Raw genomic sequence first — 18,418 nt, forward strand, 5'->3', positions numbered from 1 at the left:
GGGACGACAATGGGGGATCACGGATCTGGGCTGGCTCTAGCGCACGGGTGGTCGATGGCATCGCACGCACGGCAACTGCTGGCGGATCGGTACAAGCTGCTGACCCCCTTCCGGCGGGACGGCGGAGGGATCATGTGGCAGGCCCATGACCTTCGCCTCAAACGCGACGTCGCGATCAAGGAAGTGCAGCCGCCGTACCGTGTGGACGTGGCGGACCTGCCCGCGGCCCGCAGGCAGGCGCTGCGGGAGGCCCGCTCGGCGGCCCGGCTGAGCCATCCGGCCGTGATCACCGTGCACGACCTCCTGGAGGACAAGGGCCGTCTCTGGATCGTCACCGAGCTGCTCCAGGGGCTCACGCTCGGGGACACCGTGCGTCATCTCGGACGGCTGCCGGTCCACTGGGCCGCCTGGGTCGGTTTCCAGCTCCTCTCGGGCGTACGGCACGCGCACGCGATGGGCGTGGTCCACGGGGACATCCGGCCGGGCAACGTGACGCTGACCGAGGACCGGGTGGTGCTGACCGACTTCGGCATCGCCGCCTTCGACCGGGACGTGACGGGACCGGCGACGGTGCCCGTGACGCGGTCGGGGGCCTATCTCGCGCCCGAGCGCCTTCGTGGCGAGGCCCTCACCCCCACCGCCGACCTGTGGTCGTTCGGCGCCACGCTGTACTGCGGTGTGGAGGGCAGGCCGCCGTACCCGAGCATGGGCCCGCTGTCGGCCGGGATGATGCTCGGCCGCGAGCCGGACCCGCCGCGCAGGGCGGGCCCGCTGCGGCCCCTGATCGAGGGCCTGCTGCGACGTGATCCGCTGGACCGCCTCACGATCGAGCAGGCCATGCAGATGCTGGTGGAGGTGCTACGGCGGCAGGGCATCCCCGCCGCCGCGCCGGGCCGCACCTCCGGCGAGCTGCCCAGCCGTGCCAGGACCAACCCGTACGGGCACTCCCCCGCTCTCGGCGCGCCCCCTCGGCAGGGCGAGCTGACCGCCGGGTTTCCGCACGGAGAGAACCGCCAGCGAGGGGGCGTCCCGCGCTGGCCCGCGCCGCCCGGCCGTCCGCGCCGTCCCGGCGGTGCCGGCGGCCTGACCAGTCCCTCCGGTCCCGGCTATCCCCGGAATCTCGGTGGAGGTCACCCGGACGGCCCACGCCCGCCGGCCGCCCCCCTGTGAAACGTGGGGCCACCGGCCGGGCCCGGCGCGAAGGACGGCCGGATCGTGCTCCTCGGTCAGCTGTGATGGGTGCGGAACTTGACGATCCGTCCGGTGGCGATCGAGACGTAGACCCGGTACTCCCGGTGGCCTCTGCGCAGCTCGACCTTCCAGGTGCGGTGGCCGTGCTCCCACTCCCGCTCGGCCTTGATCACTCGCGCGCCGGGCACCCGTCTCTTCGCGATGACGATCGCCTGCCGCCGGGTGAACCCGGAGGAGGAGACGGCCGAACGTGCCGTGGCCGCGGAGGACGCGGCCGATGTCTGAGCGGGCGCCTGGGCGGGGGCGGAGGCCGAGGCGACGGCCGTGCCCCCGGCGGCCAGAGCGGCGATGGTGGCGGCGGCTGCGATGGCGATGCTCGTTGTCTTACTCATGACCCCACCGTCACAGCGATCATGCTAGGGCCGCGAACCCGGCCCGGCGTCCGACACCGTCAGCAGGACCCCGCCGCCCCGGCCGTCCGGGCCGGTCGTCCCCCCGGGGGCCAGGCCGACCCGGAACGACGCGCCGTCCGGGGTGTGGGCGAAGACATTGCCCACCAGCGCGTCCACACAGGCGGCTAGGTCGTCGGCGGAGACCGCGACCCGCAGCGGGCCGGCCGCCAGGTCGAGCGTGACGGTCCTCGCCTGGTCCTCGGCGAGCACCGACCAGAACGCCACCACCGGGACGCGGCTCACGGTGCGGAGCATGCGTAACAGGTCGGCGCCGTCCATGTCGGGCAGACCGAGATCGAGCACGATGAGGTCGGGACGGTCCTCCACGGCCGACCGGAGGCCGTCGAGGGTGTTGGAGGCGGAGGAGACGGCATGTCCGCGATCGCTGTCGGCTCGGACGGCCGCCGGGCGGCCCGGCGGAGCAGCCGATGCCCGCACGCCCGACACCCGTACGCGCGAGGCTGAGCCCGCGGCGGCACGCAAGCTGATCTCCACGGGCGCGGGCAGCGTCATCGCCTGACGGCGGGCTGGCGCGCCTCCAGTCGTGGACCCCTGCCCAGGGCTTCCGGGTCGACGACGTCGACCCGGGCCCGGACCACCGCGCCCGCGTGAGGTTCCAGTCGGACGAGGGCAGGCTGGAGATCGAGGTGCGCTGCCCCGGCGGCGTGCCGGCCCCTCGGATCTCCCGGCACGGCTGACCCCGCCGGCGTCCTCTCGTGGCCGGTGGCGGGTCAGGCCTCGCCGGTGAGGGCCGCGACGAGGTCGGCCGCGGTGCGGCACCGGTCGAGCAGGTCGCCCACGTGCGCCTTGGTGCCGCGCAGTGGCTCCAAGGTCGGCACGCGCTGGAGCGACTCTCGGCCGGGGATGTCGAATATCACCGAGTCCCAGGAGGCCGCGGCGACCGACTCGCTGTACTGACGGAGGCACCGGCCGCGGAAGTAGGCCCGGGTGTCGGTGGGCGGCGTCTCGACCGCGCGGTCGACGTCCTCGTCGGTCACCAGGCGCTGCATCCGGCCCCGGGCGACCAGGCGGTTGTACAGTCCGCGGTCGGGCCGGATGTCGGAGTACTGCAGGTCGACCAGCTGCAGACGGGGATGCGACCACGGCAGGTTGTCGCGGGTGCGGTAGCCCTCCAGGATCTCCAGCTTGGCGACCCAGTCGAGCTCCCGCGAGAGCTGCATCGGGTCCTCGGCCAGCCGGGTGAGCACCGACTCCCAGCGGTTGAGCACGTCCTTGGTCAGGTCGTCCACGCCGGAGCCGAAGCGGTCCTCGACGTACTTGCGGGCCTGCTCCAGGTACTCCATCTGCAGCTGCACGGCGGTCATCTTCCGCCCGTTGCGCAGCGCGATCTCGTACTTGCAGGTCGGGTCGTGGGACACCGCGCGCAGCGCCGCGACCGGCGACTCCGGCGCCAGGTCGATGGTGAGGAATCCCTCCTCGATCATCGCCAGGACCAGGGCCGTCGTACCGAGCTTCAAATATGTCGAAATTTCCGACATGTTGGCGTCGCCGATGATCACGTGCAGGCGGCGGTACTTCTCCGGGTCGGCGTGCGGCTCGTCCCGGGTGTTGATGATCGGCCGCTTCAGCGTGGTCTCCAGCCCGACCTCGACCTCGAAGAAGTCGGCGCGCTGGCTGATCTGGAAGCCCTCGCCGCGCGAGTCCTGGCCGATGCCGACCTTCCCCGCGCCACACATGACCTGCCGCGACACGAAGAACGGGGTCAGGTGCCGGACGATGTCCGCGAACGGCGTGGCCCGGCGCATGAGGTAGTTCTCGTGGCACCCGTACGAGGCGCCCTTGGCGTCGGTGTTGTTCTTGTAGAGCTGGATGGGCGCGTTGCCGGGGACGGCGGACGCCCGGACCGCCGCGTCGTACATCACCCGCTCGCCCGCCTTGTCCCAGATGACCGCCGCCCTGGGGTTGGTGCACTCGGGCGTCGAATACTCAGGATGGGCGTGGTCGACGTACAGACGCGCGCCGTTGGTGAGGATCACGTTGGCGAGCCCGAGGTCCTCGTCGGTGAGCTGGCTCTGGTCGGCCACCTCACGGGCGAGATCGAATCCCCGGGCGTCGCGGAGCGGGTTCTCCTCCTCGAAGTCCCATCGGGCCCGGCGGGCGCGGGCGGCCGACGCCGCCAGGTACGCGTTGACGACCTGTGAGGAGGTCACCATCGCGTTCGCCCCCGGTTGACCGGGCACGGCGATGCCGTACTCGGTCTCGATGCCCATCACCCGCCGAACCGTCATTCCCACCCCGCCCGTGTCAGGCCGTCGTCGTCATATCCGAGCCTAGCCCTTTCTCTATGCCCTGCTACCGAACAGTTACGGCACAGATGCCTCGGGACTTTGCGCCGGAATCGGCGGCACCGTCCGGGAAGGGGTGCCCCGGCCGCGCCGGCGGGACCCGCGCGAGCGGTCGAGCAGGGCCCCCAGCCTGGACCGGAGCCACCGCTGGCCGGGCCTGTCGACCAGCCGGTAGACCGCGTACGCGAGCGCGATCGAGACCGTCATCGTGATCCCGGTCAGCAGCCAGGGGTCCAGCACGTCCCGGTACGCCGGGATCAGGACGGCGGAGATCGTCTGGTGCAGCAGATAGAGCGGGTACGTGAGGGCGCCGACGGTGACGAGGGGACGCCAGCGCACCCACCGCAGCCAGCCGAGGGCGACCGCGGCCATCAGGAGGTAGATGAGCGTGATCGCGACGATGACGGCCTCCGGCGGCGCCGGGTAACGGGCGATCCCGATCAGGCGCACCCGCTCCCCCACGCGCTCCAGGGCGGCGTGCAGGGACATCCCATAGCCGGCCGCCACGAGCAGCCACGGCACGAAGGCCGCCGACCGCGCCCCGAAGCGGTGGATCAGGAAGAAGGCCATGCCCGCGATGAAGTACGGCGCCTGCCTCGGCATGAAGACGAAGACCAGCACGTCGTTCTGGGTGAACTCGGCGAGCAGGGCCAGGCCGGCCCAGGCCGCCAGGAACACCAGGCAGCGCCGCAGCGTGATCCCCACGAGGGAGAACAGCGCCAGGAGGACGTAGAACCGCAGTTCCACCCAGAGCGACCAGAAGACGCCGCCGGCGTGCCCGACGTCGAACGCCCCCTGCAGCATGGTCAGGTTGAGCAGGTACTCCCCGGTGCTGAGCTTGGGGTCGAACCCGGAGACCCCGCTGAACCGGTACAGGATGAAGATCACGATCACGGCGAACCAGTACGCCGGGTACAGCCGGGAGACCCGGGACACGGCGAACTCGCCGACCGTGTGGCCCCACACGCTCATCAGGATGACGAATCCGCTGATGAGGAAGAACAACTCGACGCCGAGGATGCCCAGCGTGGTGAGGCGGGCGACCGGCGCGAACAGCTTCGTGGGGAACTCGTCCCACAGGGACTTGCTGGCCGCCATGTAGTGGAAGGACATGACCGCGAACGCGGCGACGAAGCGCAGGACGTCGAGTTCGACGAGTCGGCGGCCCCTCGCGGACCGGCCGTCGCCGGGCGCGTCCGGCGCGCCCGCGGGAGGAACGGAATGTCGCACAGGACTCACAGGACCCACCCGCGCGCGCCAAGAAAGATCACGCCATCTTTGACGTGATCACATGCCCTTCCGGTTCCCTCCGAGATCCACGATCTCCGGACGACCCCCGGAAAACGGGAGGAGCGGCGCGATACGGGATCGCGCCGCTCCTCCTCCGTGTCCTTCTCGGCACCGGCGCCGGCCAGGCCGGCGCCGGACTATGCCGACTACGGATGCCTACAGGTACTGACCGGTGTTGGCGACCGTGTCGATCGAACGGCCGGCCTCGGTGCCCTGCTTGCCCTGCACGAGCGTGCGGATGTAGACGATCCGCTCGCCCTTCTTGCCGGAGATGCGGGCCCAGTCGTCGGGGTTGGTGGTGTTGGGCAGGTCCTCGTTCTCGGAGAACTCGTCCACGCAGGCGGCCAGCAGGTGGGAGATCCGCAGGCCCTTCTGCCCGGTGTCGAGGAACTCCTTGATGGCCATCTTCTTGCCCCGGTCGACGATGTTCTGGATCATCGCGCCGGAGTTGAAGTCCTTGAAGTAGAGGACTTCCTTGTCGCCGTTGGCGTAGGTCACCTCGAGGAAGCGGTTCTCCTCGCTCTCGGCGTACATCCGCTCGACGGTCCGCTGGATCATCCCGGCGATCGTGCCCTCACGGCTGTCGCCGTGCTCGCTCAGATCCTCCGGGTGCAGCGGCAGCTCGCTGACCAGGTACTTCGAGAAGATGTCCTTGGCCGCCTCGGCGTCCGGCCGCTCGATCTTGATCTTGACATCCAGGCGGCCGGGCCGCAGGATCGCCGGGTCGATCATGTCCTCGCGGTTGGAGGCGCCGATGACGATGACGTTCTCCAGGCCCTCGACACCGTCGATCTCCGACAGGAGCTGGGGGACGATGGTGTTCTCGACGTCGGAGGAGACGCCGGAGCCGCGGGTCCGGAAGATCGAGTCCATCTCGTCGAAGAACACGATCACCGGGGTGCCCTCGGAGGCCTTCTCCCTGGCCCGCTGGAACACCAGGCGGATGTGCCGCTCGGTCTCGCCGACGTACTTGTTGAGGAGCTCGGGGCCCTTGATGTTGAGGAAGAAGCTCTTGCCGGACTGACCGGTCTTCTCCGCGACCTGCTTGGCCAGGGAGTTGGCCACGGCCTTGGCGATCAGCGTCTTGCCGCAGCCGGGCGGGCCGTACAGGAGCACGCCCTTCGGCGGGCGCAGCTGGTGCTCGCGGAACAGGTCGGCGTGCAGGTAGGGCAGCTCGATGGCGTCCCTGATCTGCTCGATCTGCCGGCTGAGGCCGCCGATCTCCTCGTAGGAGATGTCGGGGACCTCCTCCAGGACGAGCTCCTCCACCTCCGACTTGGGGATGCGCTCGTAGACGTAGTTGGATCGGGGTTCGAGAAGCAGGGAGTCGCCGGCACGCAGCGGCTGGTCCAGCAGCGAGTGGGCGAGCTTGACGACCCGCTCCTCGTCCGCGTGGGAGATGACCAGCGCACGGTCGCCGCTCTCCAGCAACTCCTTGAGCATGACGATCTCGCCGACGTCCTCGTAGCCGAGGGCCTCGACGACGTTGAGCGCCTCGTTCAGCATGACCTCCTGGCCACGCTTGAGCGAGTCGGCGTCGACGGCCGGGCTGACGTTCACCCGGAGCTTGCGCCCGCCGGTGAACACCTCGATCGTGCCGTCGTCCCTGGCCTCCAGGAACACGCCGAAACCGGACGGCGGCTGCGCCAGCCGGTCGACCTCCTCCTTCAGGGCGACGATCTGGTCCCTGGCCTCCTTGAGGGTGGCGACCAGACGCTCGTTCTGGCTCGTGAGAGCGGCCACCTGTGCCTGCGCCTCATGGAGGCGCTCCTCGATGACCCTGGCCTGCCGGGGAGACTCGGCCAGCTTCCGGCGCAACGCGGTGATCTCCTCCTGCAGGAAGGAGACCTGTGTTGTGAGATCGGCGACCTCCCGTTCGCGCTGCGCGGCTCGAGCCTCAGCGTCGTCGCGAGCTGCCACGCCCCGTCACCTCCTTCCCCGTCGAGAACGACTACTCAAGACCCTACCTATCTTGGCGCTGTACGTAACCTGGCCGGGCAGTGTTCGTGTAGTTACGTTGGGTGTTCGGCGTTTGATGCCTTATGGGTGGAATATTCGGATCAGCATTAGCAACGCACCCGAATGCTCCCGTGTCACGGGGCTTTGCCGGGATGTGGCCGAATCGTCACACTTGTTCGGTCCCCTCTCCGTACGCCCCCTTGGCGGGGCGCCTGCGCCGCGGCGGGGGCGTGACACCGTCCGCCATGCGACGGGCCGTGACGAGGAAACCCGTGTGGCCGACCATCCGATGGTCCGGCCGGACCGCGAGACCCTCGACATGCCAGTCGCGAACCAGGGTCTCCCACGCGTGGGGCTCGGTGAAACTCCCGTGCTCCCGCAGGGCCTCCACCGTTCTGGACAACTGAGTCGTTGTCGCAACATAGCAGCAGATAACTCCTCCTGGGGTGAGAGATTTCGCCGCCGCGTCCACGCACTCCCAGGGAGCCAGCATGTCGAGGACGACGCGGTCCACGTCGGCCTCGTCCAGCGCGTCGACGAAGTCGCCGACCACCAGGCGCCACTGCCCCTGCGGGCCGCCGAAGAACTTCTCCACGTTCTTGGTGGCCACCTCGGCGAAGTCCGCGCGCCGCTCGTAGGAGGTGACCTTCCCCTCCGGCCCGGCCGCCCGCAGCAGGAAGCAGGTGAGCGCGCCCGACCCCACACCGGCCTCGACGACCCGCGCGCCGGGGAAGATGTCGGCCATGGCGACGATCTGCGCCGCGTCCTTCGGATAGACCACCGCCGCGCCGCGCGGCATCGAGACCGCGTAGTCGGCCAGCAGGTGCCGGAACGCCAGGTAGGACGTGCCGCCGGAGGACCGCACCACGGACCCCTCGGGCTGCCCGATCAGGTCGTCGTGCGGGATCGACCCCTTGTGCGTGTGGAAGACGCCGCCCTCTTTCAGCGTCACCGTGTGCCGCTTGTTCTTGGGGTCGGTGAGCTGAACCTGATCTCCAGCCCGGAACGGACCGTGCCTGCGAAAACCCATGCGGAAAAGGCTAGTGCCGCGACCGCCGAGGTTTGCCCGCCGGGAGCGGTGTCCAGAGTGGTGCATCGCAAGGCGGAGGAGGAGGCCATAGCGGAGCTATGGGCGACGAGGACAACGCGGCGAGGTGCCGCTCTGGGCGACGCGACGGGGCAAAGATCGGCGGGAGGGGCACAAGGTGCCGCGACCGCCGAGGTTTGCCCGTCAGGGGCGGTGGCGCCGAGTGTCCCCGGCCGCCGGAAAACGCCTGGCCGTGACGGGGAGACCGCTGGTAACAATGGGACATGTTGCCCCAAGAGGCCATCCCCGCCGGTCCGGCCGTTCTGCGCCTGCCGGTCGAGGGGGACGCCGACCAGATCGCCCGCGCCTGCTCCGACCCCGGCATCCCGCGGTACGTCCCGTTCATGCCCTCGCCGTACACACGGGACGACGCGCTGACGTGGATCACCAAGACCGTGCCCGAGAAGTGGGGGGACGGCGGCGCGTACTTCGTCGTCGCCGATCCCGCGACGGACGAGGTCCTCGGCGCCGCGGGGCTCCAACCGCGCGACCGCTTCGGCGCGTCCGACGTGGGCTACTGGCTCGCGCCGTGGGCGCGGGGCCGCGGCGTCGCCACCGCGGCCGTGCGGGTGCTCGCCGAGCGGGCCTTCGCCCTGGGCGTCACCCGGATCTCACTGCTGGCCGACGTGGACAACATCCCGAGCCAGCGGGTCGCCTTCCGGTCCGGGTTCGCCCACGAAGGCGTGCTGCGCGGGGCGGGTATTCCCCGGGGCGACACCTCCTCCGACGTCGCCGTGTTCGGGCGGCTGAGCACCGACCCCGGCGACCCGATCACGCCCTTCCTGCCGTTCTTCCCCGGCGGCTCGCTCGACGGCGGCTCGCTCACCGACGGCGTGGTGCGGCTCACGCCGCTGACCACCGCCGACGCCGCCGATCACTTCGCCCTGGCGTCCGTGCCCGACGTGACGGAGTCGCACGTGCCGCCCAGGCAACCGGTGTACGCCGGCAGCGAGCTCGTCTGCCGGTACGCGCGCCATCGATGGCTGACCGGGCAGCGGATAGACGCCGCGATCAGGGACGAGCGCACCGGGGAGTTCGCCGGGGACATCCAGCTCACCGGCGTCGTCCCGGACCTCGGCCAGGCCATGCTCGGCTACAGCCTGCTCCCCGCCTTCCGCGGGCGCGGCCTGGTGACCCGGGCCGTGACGCTGCTGATCGACTGGGCGTTCGGGCAGACGCCGCTGCGCAGGATCGTGGCCGGCACCACGACCGGCAACACGGCGTCGCATCGGGTGCTGGAGCGCGCCGGTTTCACCCGTGAGCATCTCGTACGGGGACTGCTGCCGGGCCCCGGCGGCACCCGCGTCGACGACCTCCAATGGGCCCGTACGCGCGACTGAGCCCTTTCCCGGACCTCGTGGAGGATCGCGGAACGGACAACCCGCCCGCGCTCGGGCGCCGCCCGGAACCCGGCACCCGAGCGCGGGCCGTCCGCGGCCCGCGACGCCCGCTGGGGCGTCCCGGCCACACCGATGCCGGCCGGCCCCTCAGTCGGCGCCGTACGCGGCCCGCAGCTTGGCGAAGGCGGCGTCCGTCCCCTGGAGCGCCCGGTCGATCTCCTCGTCGGTGTGGGCGGCCGACAGGAACCAGTTGTGCCAGGGGTGCAGGTAGACGCCCTCCTCAAGGCAGGCCCCGGCCCAGTGGATGCCCTTCTCCAGCGTGTCGTCGCCCTCGAAGGACAGCCACGGCACCTGCACCGGGCCGGTCTGCCGCACCACGAAGCCGTGGGCGGCGGCCTGGGCGGCGAGCCCCTCGCGCAGCCGGGTCCCCGCCCGGTGCATGAGCGCGGGCCCGTCACTCTCCCGCAGGATCTCGATCGTCGCCTTGGCGGCGGCCATCGCGGTCGCGGAGAACCAGAACGAGCCAGTCGAGTACAGCGTCTGGGCCGCCCCCCGGAGCGCGTCGGCGCCGGTGAGCGCGGCGATGGGGAATCCGTTGGCCATCGCCTTGCTCCAGGCCGTGAGGTCGGGGCGCACGCCGAGAGGCTCCCACGAGCCGCGCAGGTCCAGCCGCCACCCGGCCCGCACGTCGTCGATCACCAGTGCCGCGCCGAGGCGGTCGGCCAGCGCCCGCACCCCCCGGGCGAACGCGGCGTCCGCGGGCTCCTGGTCCTCGAACGAGTCGTGCTTGAAGGGGGTGACGAGGATCGCGGCGACGTCGCCGTCCGCCTCGGCCGCCGCCGCCTCGGCGCTCGCGAGGTCGTTGTAGGTGAACTCGATCGTGTCCGCCCGCTGGTTGGGGGTGACCCCCGAGAGGCCGGGCGTGCACCAGGGGTCGGCGCCGTGGTAGGCGCCGTGAGCGACGAGGACCTTGGTCCGGCCCGTGGCCGCCCTGGCCACCATCAGGGCCTGCGTGGTGGCGTCGGTGCCGTTCTTGGAGAACATGGCCCAGTCCGCCGACGGAATCAGGTCGACCAGCAGTTCGGCCAGCTCGACCATGACCGGGCCGGGGCCGTTCAGGCAGTCGCCGGACGCCTGCTGCGCCGCGGCGGCGGCCTCGACCCGGGGCTCGCGGTGACCGACGATCATCGGTCCCCAGCTGCACATCAGGTCGACGTACTCGCGGCCGTCCGCGTCCCACTGACGGGCTCCCTCGGCCCGGACGAAGAACTGGGGATAGCGGTCGCCGTGCAGGACCGCGTTGAGGTGGCCGTACATGCCACCGGGGATGACCTTCGCGGCACGGGCCCGCAGGGACGCGTCGACGGACATGGGCGGACTCCCGGGGTTTCGGAGGAGGGGGAACCGGAGCGGCAGAGACCGGAGGGGGACCGTGGGAGGGGGGACCGGACGGAGATCAGTCGTCGACGGGGCCGTCCAGGCCGGCGTCGGAGCCGAGCCCGCCCGCGACCCGCGCGGCGACGGCCGTGCCGAGGCGGGCGGCGCCGAGCACGTCCCGGCCGCGCAGCAGGCCGGCGGCGAACCCGGCGCAGTACGCGTCGCCGCAGCCCGTGGTGTCGACCACCGGCACGTCCAGGGCGGGCACACGGGTGAGCCCCCCGGCGGTGGCCACGAGGCTGCCGGCGGCCCCGAGGGTGACGATCACGCCCTTCGGGCCCTCGCCGAGCAGCGCGGCGGCGGCCTCCTCCGGAGTCTCGGCGCCGGTGAGCATGAGGGCCTGCTCCTCGTTGGGCAGCAGGTAGTCGACGTGCGGCAGGAACGCCCGTACGGCGGGCATCAGGTCCGGCAGGTTGGACAGCAGGTCCAGCGTGACGATCGTGCCGCCCTCGCGGGCCTTGCCGAGCAGCGCGTAGAACTCGGGGTCGTGCAGGCCCCAGGTGACGTCCATGCCGCCGAGGTGCACCACCTTCGCGGCGGTCAGGCGGCCGGCGTCGAGGTCGGCGGTCGCCAGACCCAGGTTGGCCCCGGGCACGTGGAACGAGGGCCGTCCCCCGTCGGGCCGGATCGGCAGGATGGAGGCGGCGGTCTGCTCCCCCGGACGGCGCACGACGCCGCTCACGTCCACGCCGTGCCGCGCCATGATCATCAGGAGGAAGTCGCCCAGCTCGTCGCCGCCGACGGCGCCCATGGTGGCCACCGGCACACCGATCTTCGCGAGGGCCACGGCCGTGCCGGCGGCCGCCCCCGCGGCGGTGATGCGGATCTGCTCCAGCAGGTGGGTGTCCTGGCCGGACGGGATGGACTCGACCGGGCGGGCCAGGACGTCGACGATATGCACGCCGACTGTCACAACCGTCATGTGCGGATAATAGACGGGCGCCCGACTAACATGTCAACCGAGGTGATGGAGCGTGCCGAAGATCGTCAATCATGAGGAACGCCGGGGGGAGGTCGTCGCGGCGGCGCGCCGGATCATCCTGCGCGACGGCATCGAGGCGGCGACGACCCGGGCCATCGCGAAGGAGGCCGGCTACTCCAACGGCGTGCTCACGCACTACTTCGCGGACAAGGACGAGATCCTGCTGTCGGCGCTGGAGGCCTCGCACCGGCGCATCGCCGACCGGCTGCGGGAGAAGCTGTCCGGCCGCACCGGGCTGGCGGCACTGCGGGAACTGCTGCTCGACAACGTCCCCCTCGACGGCGAGCGCGCCGGGGAGACCGGGCTCGAGGTCGGCTTCTGGGGGCGCTGCCTGACCAGTCCCGCGCTGCTGGAGGTGCAGCGGCGGGAGGCCGCCGAGCTTCGCTACGTGGTGACCAGCCTGCTGAGGTCCGCCGCCGAGGCCGGTGAGATCCGTACGGACGAGGACCCGGAGGACGTGGCCGAACGGCTGCTCGCGCTGGTGGACGGCCTCAGCGTGCACCGGCTGCTGTATCCCGCGAACGTCACCGCCGAGCGGCTGGAGCGGCTGCTGCTGCGCGAGATCGACCGCCTGCGCGGCGGCTGACCGGCCGCCGGGTGCCCGTATCCGGGTCCCCGGCGGTCCGGCCGCCGTCTCAGGCGGGCGTCAGGCGGGGCGGTGCGCCTCGTAGCGCATGGTGCGGGAGACCCCGATGCGCACGGTCGTGCCGGGCAGGATCGGCACCGGCTCGTTCGGCGGGATGTCGTAGAAGTTGGGGTCGCCCGGCGGCTGGATCTGCGTGCCGTTCACCGACCCCAGGTCGAGCAGGTTGACGTCCCAGTTCTCCAGGAACACCCGCAGGTGCCGGCGGGACACCGAGCCGTCCGGGCTGGTGACCCTGGCCGGCCTGGCCTCGCCCGACTGCACCTCGGGGGCCCGCTCCGGGTCGCGGCCCAGCAGGTAGTCGGCCTCCAGCGGCAGCGCCATGCCGTCGTCGAGCAGCAGCGCGCCGAGCGGCGGGCGCGGGCCCTTGTACGGCACCACCGCCCGCTGGTCGATGGGGACGCCGCAGACCGCGCAGTACGGCGCGCGCGGGTCGTTGAAGTGGTCGTTCTTGCAGTCGACGCCGTACACCATGGGCCGCGGCTCCGGGTCGGGCGCCACGTCGAGCTGGGTCGCCTCCCCCGGCTCGTCGTCGGAGGCCTGCGACGCCCCCTCGAAGGGCCCGTCGAAGGGCCCGTCGAAGGGCCCGTCGAACGGGCCGCCCAACGGTCCGCTTCCCGGCCCGTCCGGGGAGCCGCCCCGGTCCTGTGCTCCCCGGTCCTGGGCGGGCCCGTCCTGGGCGTCCTGGGGCCCGCCGCGGTCGTCGGACGGCTCGGGCAGCCCCGGGGACTGCTGCGGCCCGGAATGGGACGGGGTGTAGGGCGGGGCGGGCTGGGGGCCGGAGTGCTGCGCGGGCGCCGGGTCCGACAGTCCGGACGGCAACGGCGGCAGCGGCTGGGAGACGTGCGGCGGCTGGGCGGGCGGGGGGACCGGCTGGGACGACGGACCGGACGACGGGGGCGCCGCGTGCTCGGCCGACGGCCCGGGGCCGGACAACGGCCCGCCGCCGAACGGCGAGACGGGCGGCGAGAGGGGCGGCTGGGCTGGCGGGGAGACGGGCGGGGGCGGCACCACGGGCCCCCGCGGCCCGATCGGCTCCGGCACCCCCACCGGCGGGGGCTGCGCGCCCGTGTGCTGCCCCTGATGCTGCGGCTGGTGCTGCGGCGGGCGCGGGGGCAGCGGCGGGAAGGCGAGGTCGCCGTGCCGGGTGAGGTCGCACTCCAGCCCGGCTCCCGTGACGACGCCGCCGTCCAGCCGGGCGTACGGGCTCGACGGGCCGGCTCCCGGCAGGCGCAGCAGCACCGTGGACACCGGGCCGTTGACGAGGCGGTCGGTCCAGGTCAGCGCGTCGTGCCCGGCGAGGCGCACCTCGCCCTCCGGGCCGGACACGCTCGCGTACGCGGCCCCGCTGACCAGCACGGCCACGCCTCCCCCTGCGGGACCGGCGACCGCGCAGGCCACCGGCTCCCCGATCGAGCGGTCCATGGCGCGCGCGAGCACCTGGGCCACGCGCCGGGCCAGCGCCCGGCCGTCCCCGCCCGTCGTGGCGGTCTCGTGCAACGCGCTCAGCAGGTCCTCGACCGGCTGGTCGCCGCCGGTGGCGCACACGAGCAGCAAGCCGTTCAGATGGGCGACCACGCCCTCTCCCGGCAGCGGGCGGACCACCCCCACGCCCTGTTCCGTCACAGAAGTTCTCCCTCCGGAAACGCCACCGGATGTCCGGCATCATCGCCGGCACGCCGTGTGCCGGATCGATCACCCCAGAAAGTAGCAAAAAGTATGGTGAACCGGCCTGCCGGAGCGCGCGTACGGGCGACCGAGCGTGCTCGGGCCCCGGTCTCGCTCAGCACCCTAGCCCCCGGCCGTCCCGATGACGAGTGCGCGGGCCCCGCCCCGGGCGCCCCGGCCCGCCCCGCCCGGAAGGCCAGGGTGACGCTCACACGCCGCTGAACATGCGGTTGACGTCGGCGGTGGCAAGCACGCCGTAGATCTCTCCGCCGCGCTCGACGAGCAGGTATTCGGGCGCCGGAGAGCCCCGCATGGCGTCGAGCAGCGACTCCCCCTCCAGGTCGGCGCCGAGCACCAGCGCGGGCTCCAGGGTGCGCGACAGGGCCCCGACGTTCACCCACGGCCTGCGCTGCTCGGGAGTGGCGTTGACCGCCGCCTCGTTCACGATGCCCACCGGGTGCCCGTCGTGGTCCACCACCACCATCGCCCCGGCTCCGGACTCGCGCGCCCGGCGCAGGCCCTCGGAGAGCGGCACCTCGGCCGTGACCGGGATCGCCCTGCGCGCCAGCACCCGGGCCCGCAACTGCGGAAGCCGGGCCCGTACGCGGGCGACCCGCAGCGACTGGGAGGCCCCGAGCCAGATGAACGACGCCAGCACCACCGTCCAGAGCATGCTGCCGATGGCCGGCTCCTGCCCGGCCATCAGGTTCATCAGGAGCGGCACCACGACCACCGCGACCGCCACGCCGCGCCCGACCCACGCGGCGGCCATCGTGCCCGTGCCCGAGTCGCGCTTGACCTTCCACACGGCCGCCCGCAGCATCCGGCCGCCGTCGAGCGGCAGGCCGGGCAGCAGGTTGAACACGCCGACGATCAGGTTGGACAGCCACAGCTGCCACATCAGCACCTGGGCCAGGCCGCCCGGCGGCACCACGAACGCCTCCACGAGGGCCCCGATCCCGGCCAGCCCCAGCGACAGCAGCGGCCCGGCGAAGGCCACGTTGAACTCCCGGCCCGCCGTCTCGGGCTCGCGCTCGATCTCCGAGACGCCGCCCAGCATGTAGAGGGTGATCCGGCGCACCGGCAGGCCGTAGTGCTTGGCCACCACGCAGTGCGCCAGCTCGTGCAGCAGTACGGAGACGTACAACAGGACGGCGAAGGCCAGCGCGACCAGGTAGGTGGCGGACTCGCCGTAGCCGGGCAGCATGTCGGCGAACCGCGGCTGGAAGCTGACCGTGATGAACGCCGCCACGATGAGCCACGTCGGCGAGACGTAGACGGGAATGCCGAACGGCCGCCCCATCCGCAGTCCGGTGGACTCCTTGGCAGGTGTGCTCATTTGGCCGCCTTCCCTCCCGCGCCCCTCGATGCTACGCGGCGCGACGTGAGATCAGCCTAAGAGCTGACCGCCCGCCGCGGAGCACGCGATCGTCCCGGCGGTACGGGAGACGGCGGCGGGGAGACGGCGGCGAGGGGACCGCGGGCGCGGACGCGTTCTGTCGGCTCGATGTCCTACAGTTCCGGCATGACCCTCGCCGAAGAGCGCGCCGTTATCGGGGCGCTGTCCCCCTCCCGGGCCGGTGACTTCATGACCTGCCCCCTGCTCTACCGGTTCAGGGTGATCGACCAGCTCCCCGAGCGTCCCTCGGCGGCCGCGGTCCGGGGCACCCTCGTCCACGCCGTGCTGGAGCGGCTGTACGACCTGCCGGCCGAGGCGCGGACGGTCGCCGCGGCGCAGGAGCTGCTGGAGCCGCAGTGGCGGCGGCTGCTGACCGAGGAGCCCGACTACGCGGGGCTGTTCGAGACCGACGAGGAGCGCGACGCCTGGCTGACCCAGGCCCGCGGCATGGTCGAGCGTTACTTCACGCTGGAGGACCCGCAGCGGCTGGAGCCCGCCGAGCGCGAGATGTACGTCGAGGCCGTGCTCGACAGCGGCCTGCTGCTGCGCGGCTACATCGACCGGCTCGACGTGGCCCCGACCGGCGAGACGCGGATCGTGGACTACAAGACGGGCACGGCGCCGGGGCGCGAGTGGGAGGCCAAGGCGCTGTTCCAGATGAAGTTCTACGCGCTGGCGCTGTGGCGGCTGAAGGGGCAGGTCCCCCGGATGCTCCAGCTCATGTACCTCGGCAACGGCGAGATCCTCCGCTATGTCCCCGACGAGGCGGACCTGCGGGCCACCGAGCGCAAGGTCGAGGCGCTGTGGGCGGCGATCGAGCGCGCGGTGCGCACCCGCGAGTGGCGGGCCCGCCGCTCGCGGCTGTGCGACTGGTGCGACCACCAGGCCCTGTGCCCGGAGTTCGGCGGCACGCCGCCGCCCGTGCCGGACCGCGAGCCCGGCCTGTCGGCCCGCGTGAACAGGCGGTCCGCCGCCGACGAGATCTAGCGACCCCGCCCCCTCGCACCGCCCTCGCACCGCCCCTCGCACCGTCTCGGCACCACTCCGCCCGCGCACATCGCCGGGGCCGGTGTGCCCGGCCGTGTCCCACGCTCGCCGGGCCAGTGCGCGCATCCTCCGTACGGAGGATGCGGGATTTCCCTCCCGGGCAGGGTGGACACGCGCGGGGACGGCCTAAGTTTGGTACGTGCGCACCACCCCCGGCAGTACGCGATCCTGGCTTCGGGCTCATCCCCTGGTCTTCGACGCGATCCTCGCGGTGGTGCTGACGACCGCGTCCCTGTGGTGGATCGCCTCGGCCGGCCCCGAGGAGGGAGCCGGCTGGCTGAGATCCGCGACGCCCCGTCCGGCGGACGCGTTGAACCTGGTCCTGGCGGCGGCCTGCACGCTGCCCGTGGCGCTGCGGCGTAGCCGGCCCCTCGTCCTGCTCGTGGCCACCTGCGTCCCGCAGGCGGCGCTCGACACACTCCACTACGACCCCGGTCTCAGCGAGTTCGGCGGGCTCGTGCTGCTCTACTCCGTCGCCGCCTACCGGGGACTGGCGCTGAGCCTGGCCGCCCTCGTCGTCTCCTTCTCCTCCTACGTCGCCAGCGCCGTCAGCGGGGTCATCACCCCGTCCTGGACCGACCACGTCGTCGTGACCGCCGTCCTCCTGCTGTGCTGGGTGTGCGGCCGGGCGTTGCGGCTGCGCCGCGCCTACCTCGACGAACTGGTCCAGCGGGCGCACCGGCTGGAGCGGGCGCGGGACGCGGACACGCGGGCCGCCCGGGCCGAGGAACGCTCCCGGATCGCCCGCGAGCTGCACGACGTGGTGGCCCACCACGTGAGCGTGATGACCGTGCAGGCCGCCGCGGCGCGCCGGATGCTCGACACCAAGCCGGACGTCGCCCGCGACGCCCTCACCGCCATCGAGGAGATGGGCCGTACGGCGATGGCGGAGATGCGCAACATCGTCGGCGTGCTCCGCACGGACGGCCCGGCCGAGCGCGGGCCGCAGCCGGGCATGCAGGACCTGCCGGCGCTGGTCGAGCAGATGCGCGAGGCGGGCCTGCGCACGCAGTTGCGCATCGAGGGCGACCGGCCCGGCCTGCCGCCCGGGGTCGACCTCGCCGCCTACCGCCTCGTGCAGGAGGCGCTCACCAACAGCCTGCGGCACGCCGGGCCCGCGGCCCGCGCGTGGGTCACCGTCCGGCACGAGGGGAACGAGCTGACCCTCCAGGTCGAGGACGACGGGCGGGGCGCGGCCGAGGAATCGGTGCGTATCGGTGGCAAAGGTCATGGGCTCGTCGGCATCCGCGAGCGTGTGGCCCTCTATGGTGGAGTCCTGCGGATCGGACCCCGCGTCGGGGGCGGGTTCGAGGTCCGCGCCCGCTTCCCGTTGAAGGACAGCCCCCTGAAGGACAGGCCCGTCAGGGTCGGCTCCGGCAGGGACGGCTCCGTCAAGGGCGGTCCGGGCAGGGAGCTTCCCCTCAGGCACGTCGCCCCCGGCGACGACACGACCGAGCACGCCCCCGAACACGGCACGACCGGGCACGACGCCCCCGAACACGGCACGACCGGGCACGAGCCCGCCACGAACCATCCCCTCACGCACGGCCCCCTCAAGGACACGACATGACGATCAGGGTGTTCTCCCCCGCGCGGCGGGTCGCCGCGACGCCCAGG

General features: G+C 72.4%; 15 protein-coding genes. 5 read left to right on the plus strand and 10 right to left on the minus strand.

The genetic code is table 11. The features are described 5' to 3' along the window. Positions 1-54: 54 nt before the first annotated feature. Positions 55-1,170 carry a serine/threonine-protein kinase gene (locus tag FED44_RS15730; protein WP_165900812.1) on the plus strand — a complete coding sequence of 372 codons (1,116 nt, stop codon included), beginning with the start codon at positions 55-57 and terminating at the stop codon, positions 1,168-1,170. A 56-nt stretch (positions 1,171-1,226) separates the two neighbouring features. On the opposite strand, the gene FED44_RS15735 is transcribed toward FED44_RS15730, so the two are convergent. The 6 genes from FED44_RS15735 to FED44_RS15760 all read right to left on the minus strand — a co-directional run bounded on the left by FED44_RS15735 (position 1,227) and on the right by FED44_RS15760 (position 8,228). Next, entirely contained in the window at positions 1,227-1,583 is a 357-nt protein-coding gene (locus tag FED44_RS15735; RefSeq protein ID WP_138461127.1) for a PepSY domain-containing protein, read from the minus strand. 24 nt (positions 1,584-1,607) lie between these two features. Continuing rightward, positions 1,608-2,081 (minus strand): response regulator, encoded by a 474-nt coding sequence (locus tag FED44_RS37335; protein WP_244301972.1) that lies wholly within the window; start codon positions 2,079-2,081, stop codon positions 1,608-1,610. 293 nt (positions 2,082-2,374) lie between these two features. Next, complete coding sequence (dop, locus tag FED44_RS15745) at positions 2,375-3,892, minus strand: depupylase/deamidase Dop (protein ID WP_117408704.1); 1,518 nt, start codon at positions 3,890-3,892, stop codon at positions 2,375-2,377. Between the two features lie 75 nt (positions 3,893-3,967). Next, a complete protein-coding gene (locus FED44_RS15750) occupies positions 3,968-5,179 on the minus strand; it encodes an acyltransferase family protein (RefSeq protein WP_244301973.1) in 1,212 nt (403 codons plus the stop codon). Positions 5,180-5,395: 216 nt separating this feature from the next. Further along, a complete protein-coding gene (gene arc, locus FED44_RS15755; RefSeq protein ID WP_117408706.1) occupies positions 5,396-7,159 on the minus strand; it encodes a proteasome ATPase in 1,764 nt (587 codons plus the stop codon). A 205-nt stretch (positions 7,160-7,364) separates the two neighbouring features. Next, positions 7,365-8,228 (minus strand): tRNA (adenine-N1)-methyltransferase, encoded by an 864-nt coding sequence (locus FED44_RS15760; protein ID WP_117408707.1) that lies wholly within the window; start codon positions 8,226-8,228, stop codon positions 7,365-7,367. A gap of 281 nt (positions 8,229-8,509) precedes the next feature. On the opposite strand from FED44_RS15760, the gene FED44_RS15765 reads away from it, so the two are divergent. After that, a complete protein-coding gene (locus FED44_RS15765; protein WP_117408709.1) occupies positions 8,510-9,625 on the plus strand; it encodes a GNAT family N-acetyltransferase in 1,116 nt (371 codons plus the stop codon). 147 nt (positions 9,626-9,772) lie between these two features. Here FED44_RS15765 and FED44_RS15770 read toward each other — a convergent pair whose 3' ends face one another. Further along, positions 9,773-10,996: an aminotransferase class III-fold pyridoxal phosphate-dependent enzyme gene (locus tag FED44_RS15770; protein ID WP_117408711.1), complete on the minus strand. Its 1,224-nt coding sequence runs from the start codon at positions 10,994-10,996 to the stop codon at positions 9,773-9,775. An 85-nt stretch (positions 10,997-11,081) separates the two neighbouring features. Further along, a complete protein-coding gene (locus FED44_RS15775; protein ID WP_138461129.1) occupies positions 11,082-11,984 on the minus strand; it encodes a carbohydrate kinase family protein in 903 nt (300 codons plus the stop codon). 52 nt (positions 11,985-12,036) lie between these two features. On the opposite strand from FED44_RS15775, the gene FED44_RS15780 reads away from it, so the two are divergent. Then, positions 12,037-12,630: a TetR/AcrR family transcriptional regulator gene (locus FED44_RS15780; RefSeq protein WP_138461130.1), complete on the plus strand. Its 594-nt coding sequence runs from the start codon at positions 12,037-12,039 to the stop codon at positions 12,628-12,630. A 60-nt stretch (positions 12,631-12,690) separates the two neighbouring features. On the opposite strand, the gene FED44_RS38090 is transcribed toward FED44_RS15780, so the two are convergent. Both FED44_RS38090 and FED44_RS15790 read right to left on the minus strand, forming a co-directional pair. Next, the gene (locus FED44_RS38090; protein WP_138461131.1) at positions 12,691-14,313 is read right to left on the minus strand and encodes an FHA domain-containing protein; all 1,623 of its coding nucleotides are present in this window, start codon (positions 14,311-14,313) and stop codon (positions 12,691-12,693) included. 250 nt (positions 14,314-14,563) lie between these two features. Then, entirely contained in the window at positions 14,564-15,694 is a 1,131-nt protein-coding gene (locus FED44_RS15790) for a site-2 protease family protein (RefSeq protein ID WP_117410590.1), read from the minus strand. Positions 15,695-15,880: 186 nt separating this feature from the next. Here FED44_RS15790 and FED44_RS15795 point away from each other — a divergent pair, with 186 nt between their 5' ends. Together FED44_RS15795 and FED44_RS15800 are read left to right on the plus strand one after the other, a co-directional pair. Next, positions 15,881-16,741: a RecB family exonuclease gene (locus FED44_RS15795; protein ID WP_117410591.1), complete on the plus strand. Its 861-nt coding sequence runs from the start codon at positions 15,881-15,883 to the stop codon at positions 16,739-16,741. Positions 16,742-16,940: 199 nt separating this feature from the next. Beyond that, the gene (locus FED44_RS15800; RefSeq protein ID WP_138461132.1) at positions 16,941-18,371 is read left to right on the plus strand and encodes a sensor histidine kinase; all 1,431 of its coding nucleotides are present in this window, start codon (positions 16,941-16,943) and stop codon (positions 18,369-18,371) included. Positions 18,372-18,418 lie beyond the last annotated feature (47 nt).

The sequence above is a fragment of the Microbispora triticiradicis genome, assembly GCF_005864065.1.
Classification (GTDB): domain Bacteria; phylum Actinomycetota; class Actinomycetes; order Streptosporangiales; family Streptosporangiaceae; genus Microbispora; species Microbispora triticiradicis.

Excerpts from the sequence above, each read along its gene's own strand:
- FED44_RS15790 (WP_117410590.1), bottom strand. The coding sequence starts at position 15,694 with ATGAGCACACCTGCCAAGGAGTCCACCGGACTGCGGATGGGGCGGCCG.
- FED44_RS15795 (WP_117410591.1), top strand. The coding sequence starts at position 15,881 with ATGACCCTCGCCGAAGAGCGCGCCGTTATCGGGGCGCTGTCCCCCTCC.
- FED44_RS15735 (WP_138461127.1), bottom strand. The coding sequence starts at position 1,583 with ATGAGTAAGACAACGAGCATCGCCATCGCAGCCGCCGCCACCATCGCC.
- FED44_RS15760 (WP_117408707.1), bottom strand. The coding sequence starts at position 8,228 with ATGGGTTTTCGCAGGCACGGTCCGTTCCGGGCTGGAGATCAGGTTCAG.
- FED44_RS15770 (WP_117408711.1), bottom strand. The coding sequence starts at position 10,996 with ATGTCCGTCGACGCGTCCCTGCGGGCCCGTGCCGCGAAGGTCATCCCC.
- FED44_RS15730 (WP_165900812.1), top strand. The coding sequence starts at position 55 with ATGGCATCGCACGCACGGCAACTGCTGGCGGATCGGTACAAGCTGCTG.
- FED44_RS15765 (WP_117408709.1), top strand. The coding sequence starts at position 8,510 with ATGTTGCCCCAAGAGGCCATCCCCGCCGGTCCGGCCGTTCTGCGCCTG.
- FED44_RS15775 (WP_138461129.1), bottom strand. The coding sequence starts at position 11,984 with ATGACGGTTGTGACAGTCGGCGTGCATATCGTCGACGTCCTGGCCCGC.
- dop (WP_117408704.1), bottom strand. The coding sequence starts at position 3,892 with ATGACGGTTCGGCGGGTGATGGGCATCGAGACCGAGTACGGCATCGCC.